12 protein-coding genes are annotated in these 19659 nt (G+C 42.3%); 9 read left to right on the forward strand and 3 right to left on the reverse strand.

Translation table 11 applies throughout. From position 1 onward, the window contains the following. Window positions 1-265 precede the first annotated feature (265 nt). The 6 genes from AB4133_RS10940 to AB4133_RS10965 all read left to right on the forward strand — a co-directional run bounded on the left by AB4133_RS10940 (window position 266) and on the right by AB4133_RS10965 (window position 9399). Window positions 266-1900 (forward strand): ABC transporter substrate-binding protein, encoded by a 1635-nt coding sequence (locus AB4133_RS10940; RefSeq protein WP_017071752.1) that lies wholly within the window; start codon window positions 266-268, stop codon window positions 1898-1900. A 55-nt stretch (window positions 1901-1955) separates the two neighbouring features. Continuing rightward, a complete protein-coding gene (locus AB4133_RS10945; protein WP_017071753.1) occupies window positions 1956-2930 on the forward strand; it encodes an ABC transporter permease in 975 nt (324 codons plus the stop codon). Between the two features lie 20 nt (window positions 2931-2950). Beyond that, a complete protein-coding gene (locus AB4133_RS10950; RefSeq protein ID WP_371957688.1) occupies window positions 2951-3928 on the forward strand; it encodes an ABC transporter permease in 978 nt (325 codons plus the stop codon). Then, the gene (locus AB4133_RS10955; RefSeq protein ID WP_048659634.1) at window positions 3928-4881 is read left to right on the forward strand and encodes an ABC transporter ATP-binding protein; all 954 of its coding nucleotides are present in this window, start codon (window positions 3928-3930) and stop codon (window positions 4879-4881) included. The genes AB4133_RS10950 and AB4133_RS10955 overlap by 1 nt, the downstream gene beginning before the upstream one ends. Window positions 4882-4891: 10 nt before the next feature. Then, window positions 4892-5881, forward strand: a complete 990-nt coding sequence (locus AB4133_RS10960; RefSeq protein WP_017071889.1) for an ABC transporter ATP-binding protein — start codon at window positions 4892-4894, stop codon at window positions 5879-5881. 74 nt (window positions 5882-5955) lie between these two features. Continuing rightward, window positions 5956-9399: a hypothetical protein gene (locus AB4133_RS10965; RefSeq protein ID WP_102319663.1), complete on the forward strand. Its 3444-nt coding sequence runs from the start codon at window positions 5956-5958 to the stop codon at window positions 9397-9399. Window positions 9400-9489: 90 nt separating this feature from the next. Here the strand turns inward: AB4133_RS10965 and AB4133_RS10970 are convergent, their stop codons facing one another. After that, the gene (locus tag AB4133_RS10970; RefSeq protein WP_102319824.1) at window positions 9490-10485 is read right to left on the reverse strand and encodes a LacI family DNA-binding transcriptional regulator; all 996 of its coding nucleotides are present in this window, start codon (window positions 10483-10485) and stop codon (window positions 9490-9492) included. A gap of 546 nt (window positions 10486-11031) precedes the next feature. Between AB4133_RS10970 and AB4133_RS10975 the strand changes: the two genes are divergently transcribed. Next, the gene (locus tag AB4133_RS10975; protein WP_057621915.1) at window positions 11032-12630 is read left to right on the forward strand and encodes a glycoside hydrolase family 16 protein; all 1599 of its coding nucleotides are present in this window, start codon (window positions 11032-11034) and stop codon (window positions 12628-12630) included. Between the two features lie 457 nt (window positions 12631-13087). Beyond that, window positions 13088-14419 (forward strand): carbohydrate porin, encoded by a 1332-nt coding sequence (locus AB4133_RS10980; RefSeq protein WP_048659629.1) that lies wholly within the window; start codon window positions 13088-13090, stop codon window positions 14417-14419. 321 nt (window positions 14420-14740) lie between these two features. Here AB4133_RS10980 and AB4133_RS10985 read toward each other — a convergent pair whose 3' ends face one another. Beyond that, window positions 14741-15619 carry a helix-turn-helix domain-containing protein gene (locus AB4133_RS10985; protein ID WP_017071401.1) on the reverse strand — a complete coding sequence of 293 codons (879 nt, stop codon included), beginning with the start codon at window positions 15617-15619 and terminating at the stop codon, window positions 14741-14743. A 142-nt stretch (window positions 15620-15761) separates the two neighbouring features. On the opposite strand from AB4133_RS10985, the gene AB4133_RS10990 reads away from it, so the two are divergent. After that, window positions 15762-18575: a glycoside hydrolase family 3 C-terminal domain-containing protein gene (locus AB4133_RS10990; protein ID WP_017071400.1), complete on the forward strand. Its 2814-nt coding sequence runs from the start codon at window positions 15762-15764 to the stop codon at window positions 18573-18575. An 88-nt stretch (window positions 18576-18663) separates the two neighbouring features. Here AB4133_RS10990 and AB4133_RS10995 read toward each other — a convergent pair whose 3' ends face one another. Next, window positions 18664-19569, reverse strand: a complete 906-nt coding sequence (locus AB4133_RS10995) for a MalM family protein (protein ID WP_372224447.1) — start codon at window positions 19567-19569, stop codon at window positions 18664-18666. Window positions 19570-19659: the final 90 nt, after the last annotated feature.

Genomic DNA, 19659 nt, shown 5'->3' on the forward strand with positions numbered 1-19659 from the left:
TTTAAATTGTTTTTCGTGTTAGTGAACAATTAATGTGACGAATGGCACTGTTGTGTATTTCTATTCTCAATCTATTCTAAATTTGTGATCTATGGTTCGTTTCACCGAAATGTAAGTTGAAGAATCATTCTATCGGCTTATTATCCACCTAAAGAAAGCGGTTTCTTGATGCGAGTTGCCGATAGTGAATACGAAAACACCCCCTTTTTTTAAAGTTAAAAGAAAGCGCTTTCTTTCTGGTTATTATCATTAAAAGGACAACGTGATGCACAAAAAGACATTGATTGCTTCGCTCGCCATTGGAGCTTTATTCGGAGCCTCTGTACAAGCAGATGAAGTTAAGCAGGGTGGCACACTAACGGTGCCAATTATCAATACTGGCTTTGTTGAAAACTTTAACCCTTATACAACTAAAGACTTGCTGCATGGGGTAATGTTTGAGCCATTGGTCGTATTCAACAACATGACAGGTGATGTTGATTATCGCCTGGCTGAGTCGGTTGAGTATTCAACTGACCTGAAAACATTGACGCTTAAGTTACGAGAGAATTTGAAGTGGTCTGATGGTTCAAAGTTAACTGCAGACGACGTTGTTTTTAGCTTTATGTTGACTAAAGAGGCACCAGCTTTTGACCAGAAAGGTATTTGGTCTTCAGGTAATTTAAAAGAAATCAAATCTATTGACGCGCGAACCGTCGTGTTTGAGCTGACGGAAGCGGATTCTACATTTGCTTGGAACTTAGAGCGTTACCATATTGTACCAAAGCATATTTGGTCGAAAGTTGAAGAGCTGACAACGTTTACCAACCTTAATCCGGTAGGTAGTGGCCCAATGACGACGGTTAAATACATTAAACCGCAACAGATGGAGCTGTGCCGAAACCCAAATTACTATTTAGAAAATAGACCTTATTTAGATTGCATCAACTTCCGTTCTTACAATGACAACTCTCAGATCCAACCTGCCTTAATCAAAGGTGAGATTGATTGGGGTTCAAATTTTATTGCTGACGTTGAGTCAACATTTGTCGATATGGATAAAGAAAATAACCATTTTTGGTATCCAGCGAATGATGCGATCCACCTTTACGTAAATACCAAAGAAGCGCCATTTGATGACCTAAGAGTACGACAAGCACTTTCTATGGCTCTTGATCGTGAAACCATCGTTGATATTGCTGCTTACGGTTATCCGACCGCAAACTTCAATGCTGGTGGCATCGGTGAGCTATACGAAACGCACATTGATAAAAATGTATCTAAGAAATATGGTTATCTAACTAAGTACGATGTTGAAAGAGCAAACGCTTTACTTGATGAAGCGGGCTTAGTTGACAAAAACGGTGATGGATTCCGCGACAAAGCAAACGGGGAAACGGTTGAGTTTGATATCGAGGTTGTAAACGGTTGGACCGACTGGATCCAAGTGGTTCAGATGGTATCTGAATACTTTGAAGAAGTGGGTGTGAAAGCAAACGTTAAGACTGTGGATTGGGCGGTATATGACAGCAATTTGAAAGAAAGCAAATATACCATGTCAATTAACTGGTCAATGGTCGCGACAAATCCAATCTTGGCGTACCAAGAGTACTTCTCAACGTCTCGAATCGGAAAAACTTGGCATGCTGGTCACGGTGTTAATTCACCAGAAATCGACGCATTGATCGACAGCTTCGGCAAAATTGGTGATGCAGAGCAGCAAGAGAAAGTGTTGAGTGAACTTCAGGAATTTACGGCTGAAAACCTTCCCTTTATCCCTCTATTTTCTAACCCAACTTGGTTCCAATACAGTACTAAACATATTGTTGGTTGGCCAAGTGAAAAAGACCCATACGTACAGCCAGTATGGTACGACGGTGGTAAGAGAGTAATAATTCTCAACAATCTACACCTTAAGTAAGTTATTTTTGAGAGGGCTACAGCTTAGGTTGTAGCCCCTAGGTTAAAAGATTTTTATGTCGTTTTTAATTCGCCGATTTGGCTTCTATTTTACCGCTTTCTTAATCGCTATCTCGTTTAATTTCATGTTGCCTCGCCTAATGCCAGGAGATCCTGTTGATGCTCTTTTCGCTGCAGCTCAAGGTCGAATGGATCCTGCTCAAATGGATGCTGTTCGTGAAATGTACGGTTTTGTTGATGGCAATGTTTTCGAACAATACTTCGCGTATATGAAAAGCGTATTCACTCTTGATCTGGGACCTTCAGTGCTTATGTTTCCTGTAAGTGTTTCAGATGTCCTTGCTATGGCACTGCCGTGGACTATGTTCCTAGCGCTTGGTTCGCTGATTGTTGCTCTTATCATTGGTGTCAGTATTGGTACGTATGCATCGTATCGACGTGAAGGGCTATTTGGACAAATTGTTCCGCCAGTTTTGGCATTTATTAGTAACTTCCCGTACATCGTGACCGCGTTACTGTTGTTCTATTTCTTCGGTTTAAAACTCGAACTATTACCTTTGGCATACACTTATGACCCATCGCTAGAGCCAGGTTTTACATGGGAGTTTATTTCTAGTGTGGCTAAACACGCTGTGTTGCCTATGGGCTCTATGGTCCTGGTTGGGATCGCAACATGGGTCTTCAATATGCGTAATGCGATGATCAATGTGTTGGGTGAAGATTACGTAACGATGGCTGAGGCCAAAGGCTTGAGTAGTTATCGTGTTATGTCTCGCTATGCTGGTCGAAATGCCATCCTTCCTGTTGCGACCGCTATTGCAATGGCAATCGGATTCTCATTCGCAGGCTCAATCATGACCGAAGTGGTTTTTAACTACCAAGGCTTGGGGAACATCCTTCTTAAAGGCATAGTTGCTCGTGATTACCCACTTATCCAAGCCATTCTTCTTATCTTGGTGACAGCGGTACTGACCGCTAACTTTATTGCCGACCTTCTATATGTCTGGCTTGACCCTAGAATCTCGAACTGAGGCGCATGATGGATAATTTAATGGATACTCAAAAAACCGCTAACCAGCCGAATATGCCAGTACGTGAGCCAAAATGGTCGTGGAAAAACGTAAAGAAAACTCTCGGTAAAGCTTACGCATTTTTCTACGGTAACCCTCCAGCCATTGTAGGTACTTTTTTACTTACGATTGTCTTAGCTGGGGCGTTATTTGCGCCTGTATTATCGACTCATAATCCAGAAAAGCGCGTAGCACGTCCACATATTGCACCAAGTTCTGAGCATATTATGGGCACTACTCGTAGCGGGCGTGATGTATATAGCCAGGTTCTATTTGGAGCAAGAAAGTCGCTTACTGTTGCGATCTCTGCGGGCGTAATCGCGATGACAATAGCAGTGCTCGTCGGGGTTTCATCTGGTTACTTTGGTGGAAAAGTCGATGAACGCTTGAACTTCGTTACTAACGTATTTCTTGTGTTTCCACAGTTGCCCTTGCTGATTGTTCTCGCCGCATTCTTAGGGCAGGTCGGTTCGCTGGTTATTACCGTGTTGTTAGGAATAACCTCCTGGCCTTGGGGAGCTAGGGTGATTCGTGCACAGACCATGGCAATTAGAAGCAAAGAATTCATCATTTCTGCAGAAGTTATGGGTGAATCAAAAATCCGCATTATTTTAGTAGAGATCTTACCAAACTTAGTTTCGATTGTTTTTGGCGGGTTCCTAGGCACGGTTATCTACGCAATGGGCTCTGAAGCTGGTCTAGGTATTTTAGGTTTAGGTGATGCAACAGAAGTGAGTTGGGGCTCTATGCTGTATTGGGCACAGACCTCTTCATCGTTATATACCGGAGCGTGGTGGGAAATGCTGGTTCCTGCATTGGCGTTAGCGATTACTGGTGGTGGACTCGCATTGATTAACATGTCAATTGACCAAGTGAGCAACCCTAAATTACGTACGGGCCCACACATCAAACTGTGGCACAAACTTAAAAAAGAAGCAGATAAACGCCGAGGCCTATAATGAGCAATCTATTAGAAATTAATAACCTGTGTGTTGATTACGTTTCTCCTAATGGCGTAGCAAGAGCCGTTAATGACGTTAGTATTTCCATTGCGCCCGGTGAAACGCTCGGTATTGCCGGTGAGTCTGGTTGCGGTAAAAGTACATTGGCTTTTGCTATATCACGCCTACACAAAGCACCAGCGCTTATCTCTGAGGGTGAAATACTCTACAAAGGGCAGGATGTTTTAAAGATGAATAACAAGCAGTTACGTGACTTCCGTTGGAATGACGTTTCTATTGTTTTTCAAAGCGCAATGAACTCACTTAACCCTGTCATTACCATCGGTGAGCAGCTAACGGACGTTATTCTAGCGCACAGAAAAATACCTTATAAACAGGCTCACGATCGTGCGGTCGAGCTGTTAGGAACGGTTGGGATTCATGGCGACAGAATGTCGAGCTTTCCCCATCAACTGAGTGGAGGTATGCGTCAGCGAGTTGTTATTGCGATTGCTTTGGCGCTGGAACCTAAACTAATCATCATGGACGAGCCAACAACGGCACTTGATGTAGTGGTTGAACGTGAAATCTTGAATGAACTGTATGAGCTTAAGAGTAAGTTTGGCTTCTCTATTCTGTTTATTAGTCACGACTTAAGCCTCATGGGCGAAATTGCTGATCGAATTGGCGTGATGTATGCGGGTAACCTTATTGAATTAGGTGATGCGAAAACGGTATTTAGTGAACCTAAGCATCCTTATACAAAAGGGCTTATCTCTTCATTCCCGACTATTCATGGGCCAAAAGAACGTCTCTACGGGATCCCTGGGAATCCTGTCAACCTTTTGGATACACCTCAAGGATGTAACTTCCAAGAGCGATGTGGCGAATGCATTTCAATGTGCATTAAAAGTGAGCCTCGTTTGGGCGCTATTGCGACTGGGCATCACGTATCTTGTCACCTAGTTTGAGCGAAAGATTATGAATACTTTAAAGAACGTTGATAAAAGCGAAGTTATCTTATCAGTTAAGAATTTGGTAAAAGATTTCCCACTTGGCCAGTCAGTCAAAAGCAATATGATGCGAGCCGTAAATGATGTTTCATTTGATCTTCGTAAAGGAGAAGCATTAGCGATTGTTGGCGAATCTGGCTCAGGGAAAAGCACAGGAGCTCGAATTCTTACCCGAATTTACGATAAGACGGCTGGAGATATCGAATTCAAAGGTGAGCCTCTGTCTGATTATATTGAAAAATATGGTGAGCTTGAATATGCACGCCAAGTGCAAATGATTTTTCAAGACCCGTTTGGCTCGTTGAATCCTGTACATACGATTTACCACCATATTGCGCGACCATTACTTATCCATAAACGAGCAGAAAAAGAAGCGATTCCGAACCTCGTTTATGAATTGCTTGAAATGGTTGGGCTTACACCAGTTAAAGAGACCGCAGAGAAGTACCCCCATGAACTAAGTGGTGGACAACGACAGCGTGTCGCAATTGCACGCGCAATTGCTGTTAGCCCTGAAGTTATCCTAGCTGATGAACCTATCTCTATGCTTGATGTGTCTGTGCGGTTAGGAATCTTAAACCTAATGGCTGACTTGAAGGATAAGCATGGTATTTCGTTCATGTACATCACTCATGACATTGCGACAGCGCGTTATTTTGCTGAGAAAACGGCGGTGATGTATGTAGGACATATGGTCGAATGGGGCAATAGCGACAACGTCACTCAGAACCCACAACATCCGTATTCTCAGTTGTTGTTGTCAGCAGTGCCAGAAGTCGGTAAATCGGGCAAGCGTGACATGAACGTGAAAAAAGGCGATATCCCTTCTTGGAAGCCAAGTAGCGTAGGTTGCCCGTTCGCAAGCCGTTGTATGAAAGCCGATAAACTTTGCACGCAATCAATACCAGAACCGACTCAAATTGCAGAAGAGCATTTTGCTCGTTGTCATCATTTGTAAACTTTAAATCCTTTTTGAAACGCAAAAGAAAGCGCTTTCAAAGTTTAAGTGTAAGAATTTTTTGGAATTTTGATATGAAACAAGACTACAACTCAACACCAGAGGTCGATGGCAAGTTCGTTGATTTAGATGGTGAGCGTTACTACCAAATCTCTAATGTTGACCAAATGACGCCATTCTTTATTAGCGTTGTATCGTCGAGCGATCACTGGTTATTTATTTCATCAACAGGCAGCCTTTCAGCTGGACGCATTCGTCCGGAAAATGCGCTTTTTCCTTACAAGTCTGTTGACCATATTCATGAAAATGCGGAAAACACCGGCTCAAAATCCATCTTCCGTATTGAACATGGCGACAAGGTTGTACTTTGGGAACCGTTTAATACATTCCATGATGGTATTTTTGATGTTGAACGCAATCTTTATAAAAATACGATTGGAGACAAGATTGTATTTGAAGAGATAAACCATACTTTGCAACTACAGTTCCAATACAGCTGGAATACGAGTGAAAAATACGGCTTTATTCGTCGTTCAAAACTGACCAACCTCGCGAGCTTTGAGCGTAAAGTCGAAGCACTAGATGGCTTACAAAATATACTTCCTTCAGGCGCTCCGTTATCAGCTCTTCAAACAAGAAGTGCATTAGTTGATGCGTACAAGTGGAATGAACAAGTTGATGGTAGTTCATTAGCTCTGTTCAGCATGTACGCGAAATTGAGCGATAGAGCCGACCCTGCTGAATCTTTGCTAGCGACGACAGTCTTCAGCTTAGAAACGGAAAGCAGCCAAATTTTATTGACGAGTGCTCAAGTTAATGCGTTCAGAAAAGGTCGAGCGGTTAAAAGTGAACCTTTAACGAAAGGGGTTAGAGGGAGCTATTTAGTTCATAAGTCTCTGACGCTGCGAGCACATCAAACCAAAGTTTGGTCGATTGTCGCTGATATAGACAAGACTCATTCCGATATCTGTCAGCTTCAATCTGAGCTCTCTGTTCCTGCTAACCTAGCACTAGCTTTAGAAAAGAGCGTTGCAGATAATCAAGATGAATTGATCACATTAATGTCTGGCGCGGATGCGTGGCAAATAACAGCTGAAGAAAATACCAGCGTTCACCATTATGCCAATGTGTTGTTCAATAACATGCGTGGTGGCGTGTTTGAAAACGGCTATATGTTAGAAAAGGTTGACGTAGTTAAAACTATGGAAAAGGCCAACTCTCAGGTAGCTGGCCGCCATCAAGACTTTTTTGATCAGTTAGGGGATGTTTTCAGCCATTCTGAATTAGTTTCGCGCGCTAAAGCGACAGGGGATTCTCAATTAGTTCGATTGAGCTACGAGTATCTACCGCTTACTTTTGGACGTCGTCATGGTGACCCTAGTCGCCCTTGGAACCACTATGAGATTAAGCTTAAAGATGAAAATGGCGAACGCTTACTTTCTTATCAAGGCAACTGGCGTGATATTTTCCAAAACTGGGAAGCGATGGCTCTTAGTTATCCAGGGTTCATCAAATCATTCATCTCTAAGTTTGTTAATGCTTCAACGGTGGATGGTTACAATCCGTATCGAATTACTAAAGATGGTGTAGATTGGGAGCTGTTAGAGGCGGATGATCCTTGGAGTAACATTGGTTACTGGGGCGATCATCAAATCATTTATCTATTAAAATTCCTTGAGTTAGCAGACAAATTTGAGCAAAGCGATCTTATCGAATTACTAGAGAGTGACATTTTTAGTTATGCCAACGTGCCTTACGAGCTTTGTGGAGTTCAAGGCCTCTTTGATAACCCTAAAGATACCGTAGAGTTCAACCAAGACTTGCAGGAATTGACAGAGCAACGTGTAAAGAGCTTAGGCAGTGACGGTCGCTTGTTGATGACGGGTGACCAAGAAGTTTATATGGTCAACTTAATGGAGAAGATACTCGTCCCTTTATTGGCGAAATTGAGTAACTTAGTGCTTGATGGTGGTATTTGGCTCAATACACAACGTCCAGAATGGAATGATGCAAACAACGCTATCGTTGGCAACGGCCTCTCAATGGTAACCTTGTACTACATGCGTCGCTATGTTGCCTTTATGCAGCGCCTGTTAGAGAAGTCACCATCGTCATACAGTATTTCCAAAGAAGTGTTTGAGTGGATGTCTTCTGTTACACAGATCGTTTCAGAGGCAAATACAGAGATTCGTCAAGATACGGTCACTCGTCAAACGCGTAAAGCAATGCTGACTAAGCTGGCTAAATCCGCTGCTAATTATCGTGAGCGCGTGTACCGAGTAAATGGATTCTCAGGGAAAACGAAAGTTGAGAAAGAAGCGATTGTTCAATTGATGGGCGCGAGCTTAAAAGTCCTAGATTCTACGATTGCAAACAACTTGCGTGAAGACGGTTTGTACAATGCGTATAACATCTTGAGTTGTTCTGGTGAGAGCTTAATGGTTGAAGAGCTTTACCCTATGCTAGAAGGGCAAGTTGCAGTATTGAGCTCGGGTCTATTATCATCTAAACAAGCGGTTGAGTTGTTGGATAAATTGTTTGCCAGTGACATGTATCGTGCTGATCAAAATAGCTTCATGCTTTACCCTGACCGTGAGCTGGCTTCTTTTATGGACAAAAACTGTTTAGACGCTAAAGACATTGACCAGAGCAAATTGTTAAGCATGATGGTTGTTGCCAAAGATAACCGATTAGTAAACCAAGACAGCAAAGGTTCTTACCACTTCAATTCAAGCTTTGAAAACAAAGGTTTCCTTCAGGCTGCGATTGATGAAATTAAAGCCGATTACCCGTCAATTAGTGATGATGAATTTTGTCATGTATCTAGTTTGTATGAGCGTGTATTCAACCATAAAGCCTTTACTGGGCGTTCGGGAACCATGTTTGGTTATGAAGGTTTAGGTTGTATCTATTGGCATATGGTTTCTAAGTTGCTGCTAGCTGTGCAAGAAAACTATCAGCATGCTTGGAGTATGGACTCTAATAGCCAGGAAACTCTTAAATTAGCGGATTACTATTACAAAGTGAGAGCTGGTATTGGTTTCAACAAAACGCCGGAAAACTACGGTGCGTTTCCGACGGATCCGTATTCTCATACGCCAAAGCACTCTGGAGCACAGCAGCCAGGGATGACAGGGCAAGTTAAGGAAGAAGTGATTACTCGTTTTGGAGAGCTAGGTCTAGAGGTCGTTGATGGCACAATTGTAATTAACCCTTCACTTCTTAGTCCTAAAGAGTTCTTACAAAAAGCGGCGACTTTTGACTGCCAAAATATTGAAGGACAAATGCAGAGCTTTATTGTTCAGGCTGGGCAACTGGCTTTTACTTACTGTCAGGTACCGTTTATTTACCAACTCAATGATGAGCCAACACAGGGTATTGAAGTTCAGTTTAAAGACGGAACAAGTGAGGCATTTGCATCGTTAACGCTAAACCATGAAATGGCTTCACAGCTCTTTTCTCGTAGTGGTCTTATTGAGAAAGTCGTTGTCGTGTTGTCAAAGCACCAGTTACTCTAATTCTAATTTAAAGTGAAATAAAAAGGCTCTAAGTGAATACTTAGAGCCTTTCTTTTAAGTGTAAAAAATGGGGTGCTTGATATACAAAAATCAAAGCTTAGCCACGGACTCTCTTACAATCAATGTCGGGGTTAGTTTGTGCTTCAATGGGTAGTCGCGTTTATTAATTAACGATAAAACACCTTTTGCAGCTTCTTCTCCCATCTCATGAACTGGAAAGTCGACCGTCGATAAGCGAGGACGAATATGCTGGCTATGAGTATCGTTATCGAAGCCTACGACTGAAAGGTCTCGCCCAATAATGAGGTTTCGCTCTGCTGCTACGTCATATACAGCAAGCGCGATGTTGTCATTTTGACAGAAAATCGCGGTGATCTCAGGGTCTCGGTCTAACAAGCGTCGCGCAGCTTCGTGGTTGCCTTGATGATCAAAGCGTCCCTCTACAAACAGCCCTGCGTCGTATTCGATACCGAACTCTAACAAGGCATTTCGATACCCTTGAAAGCGATCTCTACTATCAACTTTACTCAACTGGCCTGTGATACAAGCGACTTTTTTATGGCCGTTCTCAAGTAAGTGCTTCGTTGCAAGGTAGCCACCAAGCTCATTATCAATGTAAATACAGCGATCAGAAATCTCAGGAATAAAACGGTTGAGAACAATCATTGTTTCACTGTCTTTCGCTATTTTGATCAGTTCGTCATCACTGAGCTTGTCTGAGTGAACAATGAGGCCATCCACAAGTTTAGATTGCAAAAACTGGATAGAATCGAGCTCTTTGGTTCGTGATTCCTGGCCACTTGTAACGATTAAGTGAATATTATTTTGGCGAACGGTATCTTCGGCTGTATGCATTAATGGTCCATAGAAAGGCCCATCAAGCGAACCAACTAGCATGCCAATGCTATTTGAACGACTGGAGGCTAGAGCTTGTGCAAACGCATTAGGCTTGTAGCCTAGTTGATCAATAGCTTTGAATACTTTTTCGCGATTGGCTTCCTTTACCGTAGGGTGACCATTTAATGCTCGTGAGACGGTTGATTGAGAAACTTGAGCAAGTTCAGATACTTCTTTAATGGTGATCAATGGTAGTGGCCTTATCTCTACAAGGAGTGAACTAAGCTATATTACCTTCGTGATCAATAAGAGCCTAGTAATCCAATGATTAATATTTAAAAACTCAGAACTGCTTAACGCTAAATTTGAAGGTTAAGCATACAAAGTAACGTCACGAATATTTCCATATACTCGTTCAAATATCAAGCAAGCGCTTTCTTTGTGTTGTAATAAAAGTGAATCTGTTTTTCTGAACTTCGTTGTAAGCTAGAAAAAACAGAAGCCTTAGAATAAAGGGATTCTAGGGTGTTATGCAGATAATCAGGTCAAAAAATTCTTGAGAATCTACACAAACCACAACGAATTTTAGCAAAATGTGAAACCCAACAAGAAAGCGCTTTCTTAAGGTGAGCGTTGTCTCTTTTTTGAACTATGCACTTTTATATACTCATTTTGAAACAGTCGTGCATGGCATATTGGGTCCATGCTCGCGGACTTATTCATTTATCGACTTTCTGTTATGGGCTCCGATATTACGTGTCGCCTGCTTAGAAAGTCGTGATACAAGGAGTTGTAATGCAAGATCTAACCAATCAGGTAAAGATATTAACGTCTTTTATTTCTGCCGCTTTGATGTCTGGCTGCACGGCGATAGAGCTGCCGGTATCCGAAAGTGCTGACTTAGCTCAAACTGAAAAAGCGATTGTGCTATCCCATGCTCCAGTTACTTTAAGTTCAGACTGGCAATTGGTGTGGGAAGACCAGTTTGAAGGCGAGCAAATAAATAAACGTAATTGGTCATTAGAAGTGAACTGTTGGGGAGGAGGGAACAATGAACAACAGTGCTACACGGATGATCCTAATAACGCATTTGTTAAAGATGGCTTTTTACACATTGTCGCGCTGAAGCAAAGTCATACTGGGCCTGACAATGCCGAAGGTACGATTGGCGGAGCAACTAAAACACTCCCTTATACTTCTGCGAGGCTAAGTACAAGAGACAAGCGTGACACCAAATATGGCCGTTATGAAATCAGAGCAAAGTTACCCGGTGGACAAGGTTCATGGCCCGCGATTTGGATGCTGCCAACCGACAATAAATATGGTACATGGGCTGCTTCTGGCGAAATCGATATTATGGAAGCGGTTAACCTAAACACACTTTCAGATGCGGCGGGAGCGAAAAATGATGCTCTAGAGAGCCGGGTCTACGGGACGTTACATTACGGACGAAATTGGCCAGACAATGTTTATAAAGGGCAAGCCGCGACATTGCCAAATGGTGTGAACCCTACTGAGGGCTTCCATACGTACGCGATTGAGTGGGAAGAAGGTGAAATTCGTTGGTATGTAGACAATATTCATTACGCGACTCAAACTCAAGAGGGCTGGTACAGCCAATATGAAGCGGAAGAAGGGAAACTCATTAATGCGAGTGGAGCAGCTCCGTTTGATGAAAAGTTTCATTTGTTATTGAACTTGGCCGTCGGTGGGGCGTGGTCAGCAAACGCAAATGATAAAGGCATCGACGAAGGTTTGTTTCCGAAAACAATGCTAGTTGATTCAGTAAAGGTTTACCGTTGTAAGGTTGATCGTTGGAAAGGAAAAGGGTGTGCAAGTCGTTCTGAACATGCAATACAAGTGATAGGGCACGAAGCTCCAGAGATCTTAGCAACCGATGATAGTTATGCTGATGGACCAACGTTGGAGATTTTTACCGAAACTCTTAACGCAAGCTTGGCTTATGCAAGTTATGACCCATTGGATATTGTTGACTATCAAGAAGTGACCGAACCAGATCGTGGAACAGTGCTACAAGTGAATAAGAATCAAGGATCAGGAAATATCTATTTTCGTTCTCCTGTAACAGATGTGACACATTGGCAAGAGACGGGTGAACTGGTCTTTGATTTGAAAGTTGAGAGCATGGCCGACGGGGTTGAACTATTGGTTAAGATGGACAGTGGCTGGCCGAAAACAAGTGACTATACCGTGCCGCTATCAGCAATCAATGAATGGAAGACGGTACGTATTCCAATCGCTGACATTTTAAAGAGAGACAACCGTTTTGCTGGTGGGAATCAAGCTGATCCAACAACGATCACTAACCTTTTAGTGTTTGAGCCTCAAGGAGAAATGAGTTTTAAATTAGACAATATTCGATTTGAAAAGTAAGCTTTTTAACAAAAGGGTTTGAATAAAATTCTGAATATAAAGGGAACATACGATGTATGTTCCCTTTTTTATTTCGACGAGCATTCGAGGAAGATAATCGACGATGTATTCCGAAACAGGTTCTGAGTGATTGAACGGAGTAATTCGTCCTTAATATGTGAACAGTGATATTTTACTTGGTTCCATGATTGTTCAAACAAAATACTTAACATCTCTATTTTTGTGACTCATGCATAAGAAAGCGCTTTCTTTGGTGGGGTTGATCACGGTTTATATTCACAAGATCCATTTATACTCTTTCCATACCAACTGAGCGGTTAAAGCCAATAAGGTTAAGAGTGCATAGTGAATGTGGGCTTAGATTTGATCTTCTTTAAATCTGTTCGATTGGTTTTTTTTAAGAAAAACAAAGAAAGCGCTTTCTTTTTGAAAGTATAATTTGGAACATGGAGTTATTATGAAACTTTCTAAGCTTACCCTTGCTTGTTTAGTCGCTACTGCTGGCTTGTCTACTGTACCTACTGCATATGCCGAAAAATCGGATGGATTTGAATTTCACGGCTATTTCCGTGCTGGTGTTCTATTCAGTGAAAATGACGATTTTAAACGTGCAAAGTTCCCAGCATCTAAAGAGCGTTTAGGTCGATTGGGTGTTGAGTCGGATAGCCACTTTGAAGTAGCACTGCAGAAAAATTTTGAGAATGACGGTGGTCAGAAAATTCGAATCAAAACACGAGCTGCAGCCAATAATGCGGAATATGCAACTAACCAACTTGGTGCCAATGCCGATGCAACCAACAGCGAAATTGGTATGGCAGAAACTTTTGTCGAGTTTGAAGGTGTATCTGAAACCGGTGTTGTATGGGGTGGTAAGCGCTTTTATGGTAAAGATAATTACATCTTTATGACCGACTTTTTCTACACGGATATGTCAGGTACTGGTGTTGGTATTGAAGGTGTTGAGCTAGGTGGTAATAAGTGGGACTTTGCTTATATTGCAAGCGATGACTCTGGCGATACAAGTTTCTGGGGTGACAGCAACAACATCATGCATGCACTTCATGCTGGCGTGAACTTTGGCAGTGTTGAGCTTCACGCTATGGCTAAGTATATGCCAGACAATATGGTCGATTTAGGTTTTGGTAATGGCCCAGAAGCATTCGCTGAGAATGGCTATGAAATGACGGCAATTGTTCACACTGAGTCTGTCTTTGGGTTGTCAGATAAAGGTTTTACAAAATACATCGCGCAGGCTGGTAAAGGCTTAGGTTCAGGTAACCTTTTAGGCGGTACTCTTACGACTTACAACACGTACAAGCCTGGTAGCGACTATCAAAGTTGGTTAACGACAGGCACGGGCTGTGGTACGTCTTGTTTGAAGGCTGTTGATGAAAACGATGTATCGCTACGTGCTTTAGCATGGGGTGGGTACTTTTTTGAAAATGGTGTGAATATTTTCCACTCTCTTCAAACTCAGTACAACGATTTTGACAATGGTGACACAGACGGCTGGGTATCAGCAATGGTGCGACCAACGTTCCCAATTTCAGAAAACTTCTTTATCGCTACCGAAGCTGGTTACATGTACAACTACGAAGACCGTAATGGTGAGTCAAAGAATTCTTATGATTACAAGCTAACAGTAGCACCGACTCTAGTTGTGCACTCTGGCTTCGGTCCATCTCCAGAAATTCGCTTCATGGCATCTTACCTTGATGGTGAAATGCAAGATGGTACGGGTAAAGAGGGCGACTTTGTTGTAGGTATTCAAGCTGACATGTGGTGGTAGAATTTTTTACCTTCGGGTCTTAAGTGATATCGAGCATACCGGGGGAGTGGTATGACGGCCTTGCCTTTAGGGCGGGCAAGGTTCTCGATATCCTATTTATTGCAATAGTTGAGCTCTTTCCTAGCAGCACAAAGAGTTTCATTTTTATTGCTATGAGTCTTCCATATTTGAGTTTCGTTTCAAATGTGTTCTTGCCAAAGATACTCATCGACCGCTTCGAAAGGAGCGGTTTTTTTATGTGTGACATATCTAATCTTTTAAGGCTTAAGGCTTAAGGCTTAAGGCTTAAGGTTTAAGGCTTAAGGTTTAAGGGGGAAAGGGTTATGAGTTATGGGAAGAATGTTGCTTTCTAAATTCGCGAGGGCTGCATCCATTTTGGGCCTTAAAACATTTGGAGAAATAGTTGCTGTCAGAAAAGCCGCAAGACTCAGCAATGTGTTGGATGCTTTTGTTGTCGTTTAATAATAAGGATGCCGAGTGTCGAATTTGAAGGTCTTTGACGTATTGGTTTGGGGATGTATTTAAAAACTGCCTGAATAACCTTTCTAGTTGCCGCTTGCTGATATAGGCCGCTTGCGCAATGGTTTCTGTATCTAATCCTACTTCTTTGTAATGACGGTCAATATGTGCGAGAGCACGGCTCAATGCCAGGGTTGTTCTTGGTAAGCTATGGGTCTGTTCTTGATATCGCCGAGCAAGTTCTATCGCAAGTTGCTGCATTGTGCTCGTCAATATGATTTCAAACCCCTGTTCTGCGTTGTCGTATTCCGATTTGATTTGTTGTAGAAGTCCATTGATTCGTTTCAACTGAGAAAGTGATAACGTAAGCTTTGCTTGATATTCAGATGCTTGTCGAGCAATTGGTTCTACCTTGAAAAGCGCTTGATAACCTGGCATTTGACGCATTGAAGGGACCTCAAAAAAAGGCAATGCCGTATCAAACATCAAGTTTACAATCTTCAGTTTATTTACTTCACAAAATCCATGTTCAATATCCCCATTTATAACAAATACATCTCCTGTACTTAAAGGGTAAGTGTGGCTAGCTACCGTATGCTTTCCACTACCACTCACAACTAAGAAAAGTTCAGAAAAGTCATGGCTATGTACGTCAAAGTCGAAATCGTGATGACCATCGACATAGGCAAATTTTATCTGAGGATATCTCTGATGACTTTGGAGTCTAAACTTGGTTTTCATGTCGCTATTTTACCTATTTCTGTCGCTTATTTGGTAGTTAAACGCCGTGGTTAAGATTACTATTTTTTGAACAAAGACAATATTAACTTTTAGAGCGAGAGGTCAAATTTTTGCTCTAAGTAAAAAAATAGTAGGACTTTAAATGAATACTGTGGAAATTCTCGAAGCACAGAAGCAGCTTGCACCCATAAGTCGACAAGCGGCTACTGAGGGCATTGTGCTACTAAAAAATAGTGATTCAATATTGCCATTGCAGGCTAGTGATACGGTGTCTCTTTTTGGTCGCTGTCAGATTGATACCTACCGAAGTGGCACTGGATCTGGTGGAGCTGTGAATGTCCCTTATTCCGTTAATGCATTACAGGGCTTGTATGAGAATCCAAACATCAATCTTAATCTCAGTTTGGTGGAGGTATACAAACGTTGGGTCAAGGACAACCCGTTCAATGACGGAGGAGGTGGTTGGGCAGCAGAACCTTGGTTTCAAGATGAAATGCCTCTTTCAAATTCAGTTGTGATGGATGCCGTTGCCAAATCTAACAAAGCCGTTATTTTTATCGGTCGAACGGCGGGTGAAGATCAAGATAATGCACAGCAGCAAGGCAGTTACAATTTAACCGCGCTAGAAATACAAATGTTGGAGAAAGTGACAGAATATTTTGATGATGTCATTGTGATACTGAACGTGACCAACATAATCGATATGTCATGGACAAGTTCACTTAAAGGTTCTGCTGCGATTAAGGCTGTTCTGTATAGTTGGGCCGCAGGTATGGAAGGTGGGCATGCTTTAGCTGATGTTTTATCAGGTGATGTTAGCCCGAGTGGACGTTTGACCGACACTATTGCGCACTCTTTATCTGATTATCCTTCCAGCGCTAGCTTCGGAAATAAAGAGCGTAATCTGTACCAAGAAGATATCTATGTCGGGTATCGGTATTTTGAAACTTTCAATCCTAAAGCTGTTCAATTTGAGTTTGGTTTTGGGCTGTCCTACACCCGCTTTTCCAATAAATTAAATGCATTGACGACTCTTGGTTCCGGCTCTGAACAAGAGTTGGTCTTCGATATTGAAGTTAAAAACATAGGCGAGAAATACAGTGGTAAGGATGTGGTTCAACTGTATGTTGAATCGCCTCAAGGTCACCTTGGTAAGCCTTCACGAGCACTGATCGGTTTTGTGAAAACACCGACCTTGGACCCGCAAGATACGGTGTGTTTGACTATTTCATGTCCTCTATCTTCCTTCGCATCATTTGATGACTCCGGTAAAACGGGACACCCAAATAGTTACGTACTTGAAGCTGGAGAATATCACTTTTATCTAGGAGGAAGTGTTCGCCAGGCAAAGCTTGTTAGTGAGAGCGTTAAAATAGAAGAGCTGTTAGTTGTTGAGCAATTAACGGAAGCACTTGCTCCTGTCACCGGATTTAGTAGGTTGATCCCAAAAGGCAACGAGGAAAATGGTGTTTACAGTTGCGATTACGAATCTGTGCCGCTGCGAACTATTGATTTGAGTAAACGTATTCTGAGTGAGCTTCCAAGCTCTATTCCTCTTGGTGAAGATACGGGCATTCGTTTACTGGATGTTAAGCAGGGGCGAGCGAACATTGACGAATTTATCTCGCAAATGACCGTAAAGCAGTTAGCGACAATTGTTCGTGGGGAAGGTATGTGCAGCCCTAAGGTGACGCCAGGTACTGCTGCTGCTTTTGGGGGTGTTTCGCCGAGCTTATTTGATTTAGGTATCCCTGTCGTTGCAGCTGCTGATGGTCCGTCTGGTATCCGAATGGACAGCGGACATAAAGCATCTCAAGTCCCAATTGGTACATTATTAGGCTGTACATGGAACCCAGAACTGAATGAGAAACTATTTCATTTAGTGGGGAAAGAGATGCAAGCCAATCATATTGATACGTTGCTTGGTCCTGGGATTAACATCCACCGCCACCCTTTGAATGGTCGAAATTTTGAGTATTTCTCAGAAGATCCATTTCTCTCAGGGGTAATAGCTGCATCTCAAACTCTTGGTCTTAAAGCTGCAGGAGTATCTGGCACAATCAAGCATTTGGTGGCGAATGATCAAGAAACGTCACGGTTTGATGTTGATAGTGTTATATCTCAAAGAGCACTTCGTGAGATTCATCTGAAGCCTTTTGAAATAGCGGTAAAACAAGGAGGAGCTTCGAGTGTTATGACCTCCTACAACCCTATTAATGGTCACTGGGCTGCATCCAATTACGACCTCAATACTACGATTCTTCGTGGGGAGTGGGGTTATAAAGGGATAGTGATGACGGATTGGTGGGCAAAAATGAATGACCCAATCAAAGGTGGCTCTGAAAGTCGAAGTTACACATCCTTTATGCTTCGCTCTCAAAATGATCTTTATATGGTTGTTGAGCATGATGGTGCGGAAAATAACGTGTCGAATGACGATACGTTACAGGCGCTTGAAAACGGAACGTTGAGCTTAGGGGAGTTGCAACGAAGCGCGATGAATATTTGTCGTTTTATTATGGACTCTCCAGCAATGGGTCGCCCATTAGTCGCTTTTGATCCAGTTAAGAGCTTTGAGGCGACCCAAAATCTTAATAAACAACAGAGTAAAACTGATGGAGACTTTTGCTCTCTGACGGCAGAGCAACATGCAATAGTATTACCACTTAATATCAGAGAAAACCGTAGCATTGTTTTGGAAGTTAAACAGGCTGGTGTGTATCGATGTGCAGGTATTGTTAACTACGATAGTGGCACTTTGGCTCAATCTGCGTGTAGTTTAAGTCTCAATAACGTGTACGCGATGTCTCTATCAGTGAATGGTACTAATGGCGAGACAGTTTCAGTTGAGGGGCTCTCCGTTAAGCTTGATAAAGGCTTTTATTCTTTGGATATTGAATTCATCAAATTAGGCTTAGAATTGGAGCAATTAGTATTTTCGTTTATGCCTGAATAGGGCTAAGGGATAACAGTCGTTTATTTAACTCTCGTTGCTCAAAAAAGAGGTAAAGTGAGAGAAAATAAACGACTACTTTGAGGTTGAGTTATTGTGCTTTTTGATATTGCTTCATCGCGTCAACAAAGGAGTTTCGCATCCCTTCGATTCCTAATCGCTCAGATTCTTCAACGTAAGTCAGTGCTGCACTAAAATCTCCAGATGAAACCGAGTTTTCTATAAGAGTTTGATAAACCTCTTTCTTATTCAGTGTATTTCCCGTTAATAAATCTGATTGGGCTACGGTTGATTCTGGAATAATTTGTTGAACTCGCTTTTGACGGTTTTGTTCTTCAACAACGGTGGTTACCGCTGTGAATTTAAAATCAAAGGAGACTTTCCCGATTGCAGAATGAGGGATGGCGTAGTCCGTGTTATGAGCGATGTTTGCCTGGATATCACCAGAACGTATCGCCATATCACTTGGTTTTTCGACAGGAGTTGTTTCCGCGAGTGCTTCGCTGGTTGTGAATACGACCAAGTAAGCAGGAGCCTCGCCGTTTAAGTAACGTTCTTGCAGTTCGATTTGCGCGCCATATTGTGCACCATCAAGCAGGCTAAGTGGTTGGTACTTAATACTTTCATTGCCAATGACATCTAGCGGCTGGTAATTTTTGTCTAAGACTAAAAGTGACGGAACGAATGCTGAATAACTAGCATTTGAAGTCACTGAAAAACGAATAGCATCTAGTGTTGCAGGAAGCTTTAGCCCTCCAGCAAAGGATCGGCCCGATTTGAACTCGATCTTAGGGCTTGCTGTGGTGATCGAAACAGATGTTTCTTCTGGGTTCGTAACGCTTTGATATTGAATTGTACTCAGGTTTTCACAGCAGTTTTCGTTGTTCTGTAGTGACTCTAGCCCCGGAGAAGTTTTGTGGTAGCTAACCGGTGACTCTGTCACTGTTGAACAGGCGCTTAGTGCGAATACCGCTGGTAGAATTGCTAAATATTTCATAATTTCTCACAGTTAAAAAAGCATATCTGATTCAGAGTGCCTGATTGATAATAGAGATACACTACAAGAAAGCGCTTTCTTTTTGAGTGA

Origin of the sequence: Vibrio sp. 10N.286.52.F8 (genome assembly GCF_041468745.1) — a bacterium.
GTDB lineage: Bacteria > Pseudomonadota > Gammaproteobacteria > Enterobacterales > Vibrionaceae > Vibrio > Vibrio crassostreae_C.

What these genes read in the sequence shown, in the direction of transcription:
- AB4133_RS10995 (WP_372224447.1), bottom strand. Translation starts at nt 19,569, where the DNA reads ATGAAATATTTAGCAATTCTACCAGCGGTATTCGCACTAAGCGCCTGT.
- AB4133_RS10955 (WP_048659634.1), top strand. Translation starts at nt 3,928, where the DNA reads ATGAGCAATCTATTAGAAATTAATAACCTGTGTGTTGATTACGTTTCT.
- AB4133_RS10985 (WP_017071401.1), bottom strand. Translation starts at nt 15,619, where the DNA reads ATGAAAACCAAGTTTAGACTCCAAAGTCATCAGAGATATCCTCAGATA.
- AB4133_RS10975 (WP_057621915.1), top strand. Translation starts at nt 11,032, where the DNA reads ATGCAAGATCTAACCAATCAGGTAAAGATATTAACGTCTTTTATTTCT.
- AB4133_RS10950 (WP_371957688.1), top strand. Translation starts at nt 2,951, where the DNA reads ATGGATACTCAAAAAACCGCTAACCAGCCGAATATGCCAGTACGTGAG.
- AB4133_RS10980 (WP_048659629.1), top strand. Translation starts at nt 13,088, where the DNA reads ATGAAACTTTCTAAGCTTACCCTTGCTTGTTTAGTCGCTACTGCTGGC.
- AB4133_RS10965 (WP_102319663.1), top strand. Translation starts at nt 5,956, where the DNA reads ATGAAACAAGACTACAACTCAACACCAGAGGTCGATGGCAAGTTCGTT.
- AB4133_RS10990 (WP_017071400.1), top strand. Translation starts at nt 15,762, where the DNA reads ATGAATACTGTGGAAATTCTCGAAGCACAGAAGCAGCTTGCACCCATA.
- AB4133_RS10960 (WP_017071889.1), top strand. Translation starts at nt 4,892, where the DNA reads ATGAATACTTTAAAGAACGTTGATAAAAGCGAAGTTATCTTATCAGTT.
- AB4133_RS10940 (WP_017071752.1), top strand. Translation starts at nt 266, where the DNA reads ATGCACAAAAAGACATTGATTGCTTCGCTCGCCATTGGAGCTTTATTC.
- AB4133_RS10945 (WP_017071753.1), top strand. Translation starts at nt 1,956, where the DNA reads ATGTCGTTTTTAATTCGCCGATTTGGCTTCTATTTTACCGCTTTCTTA.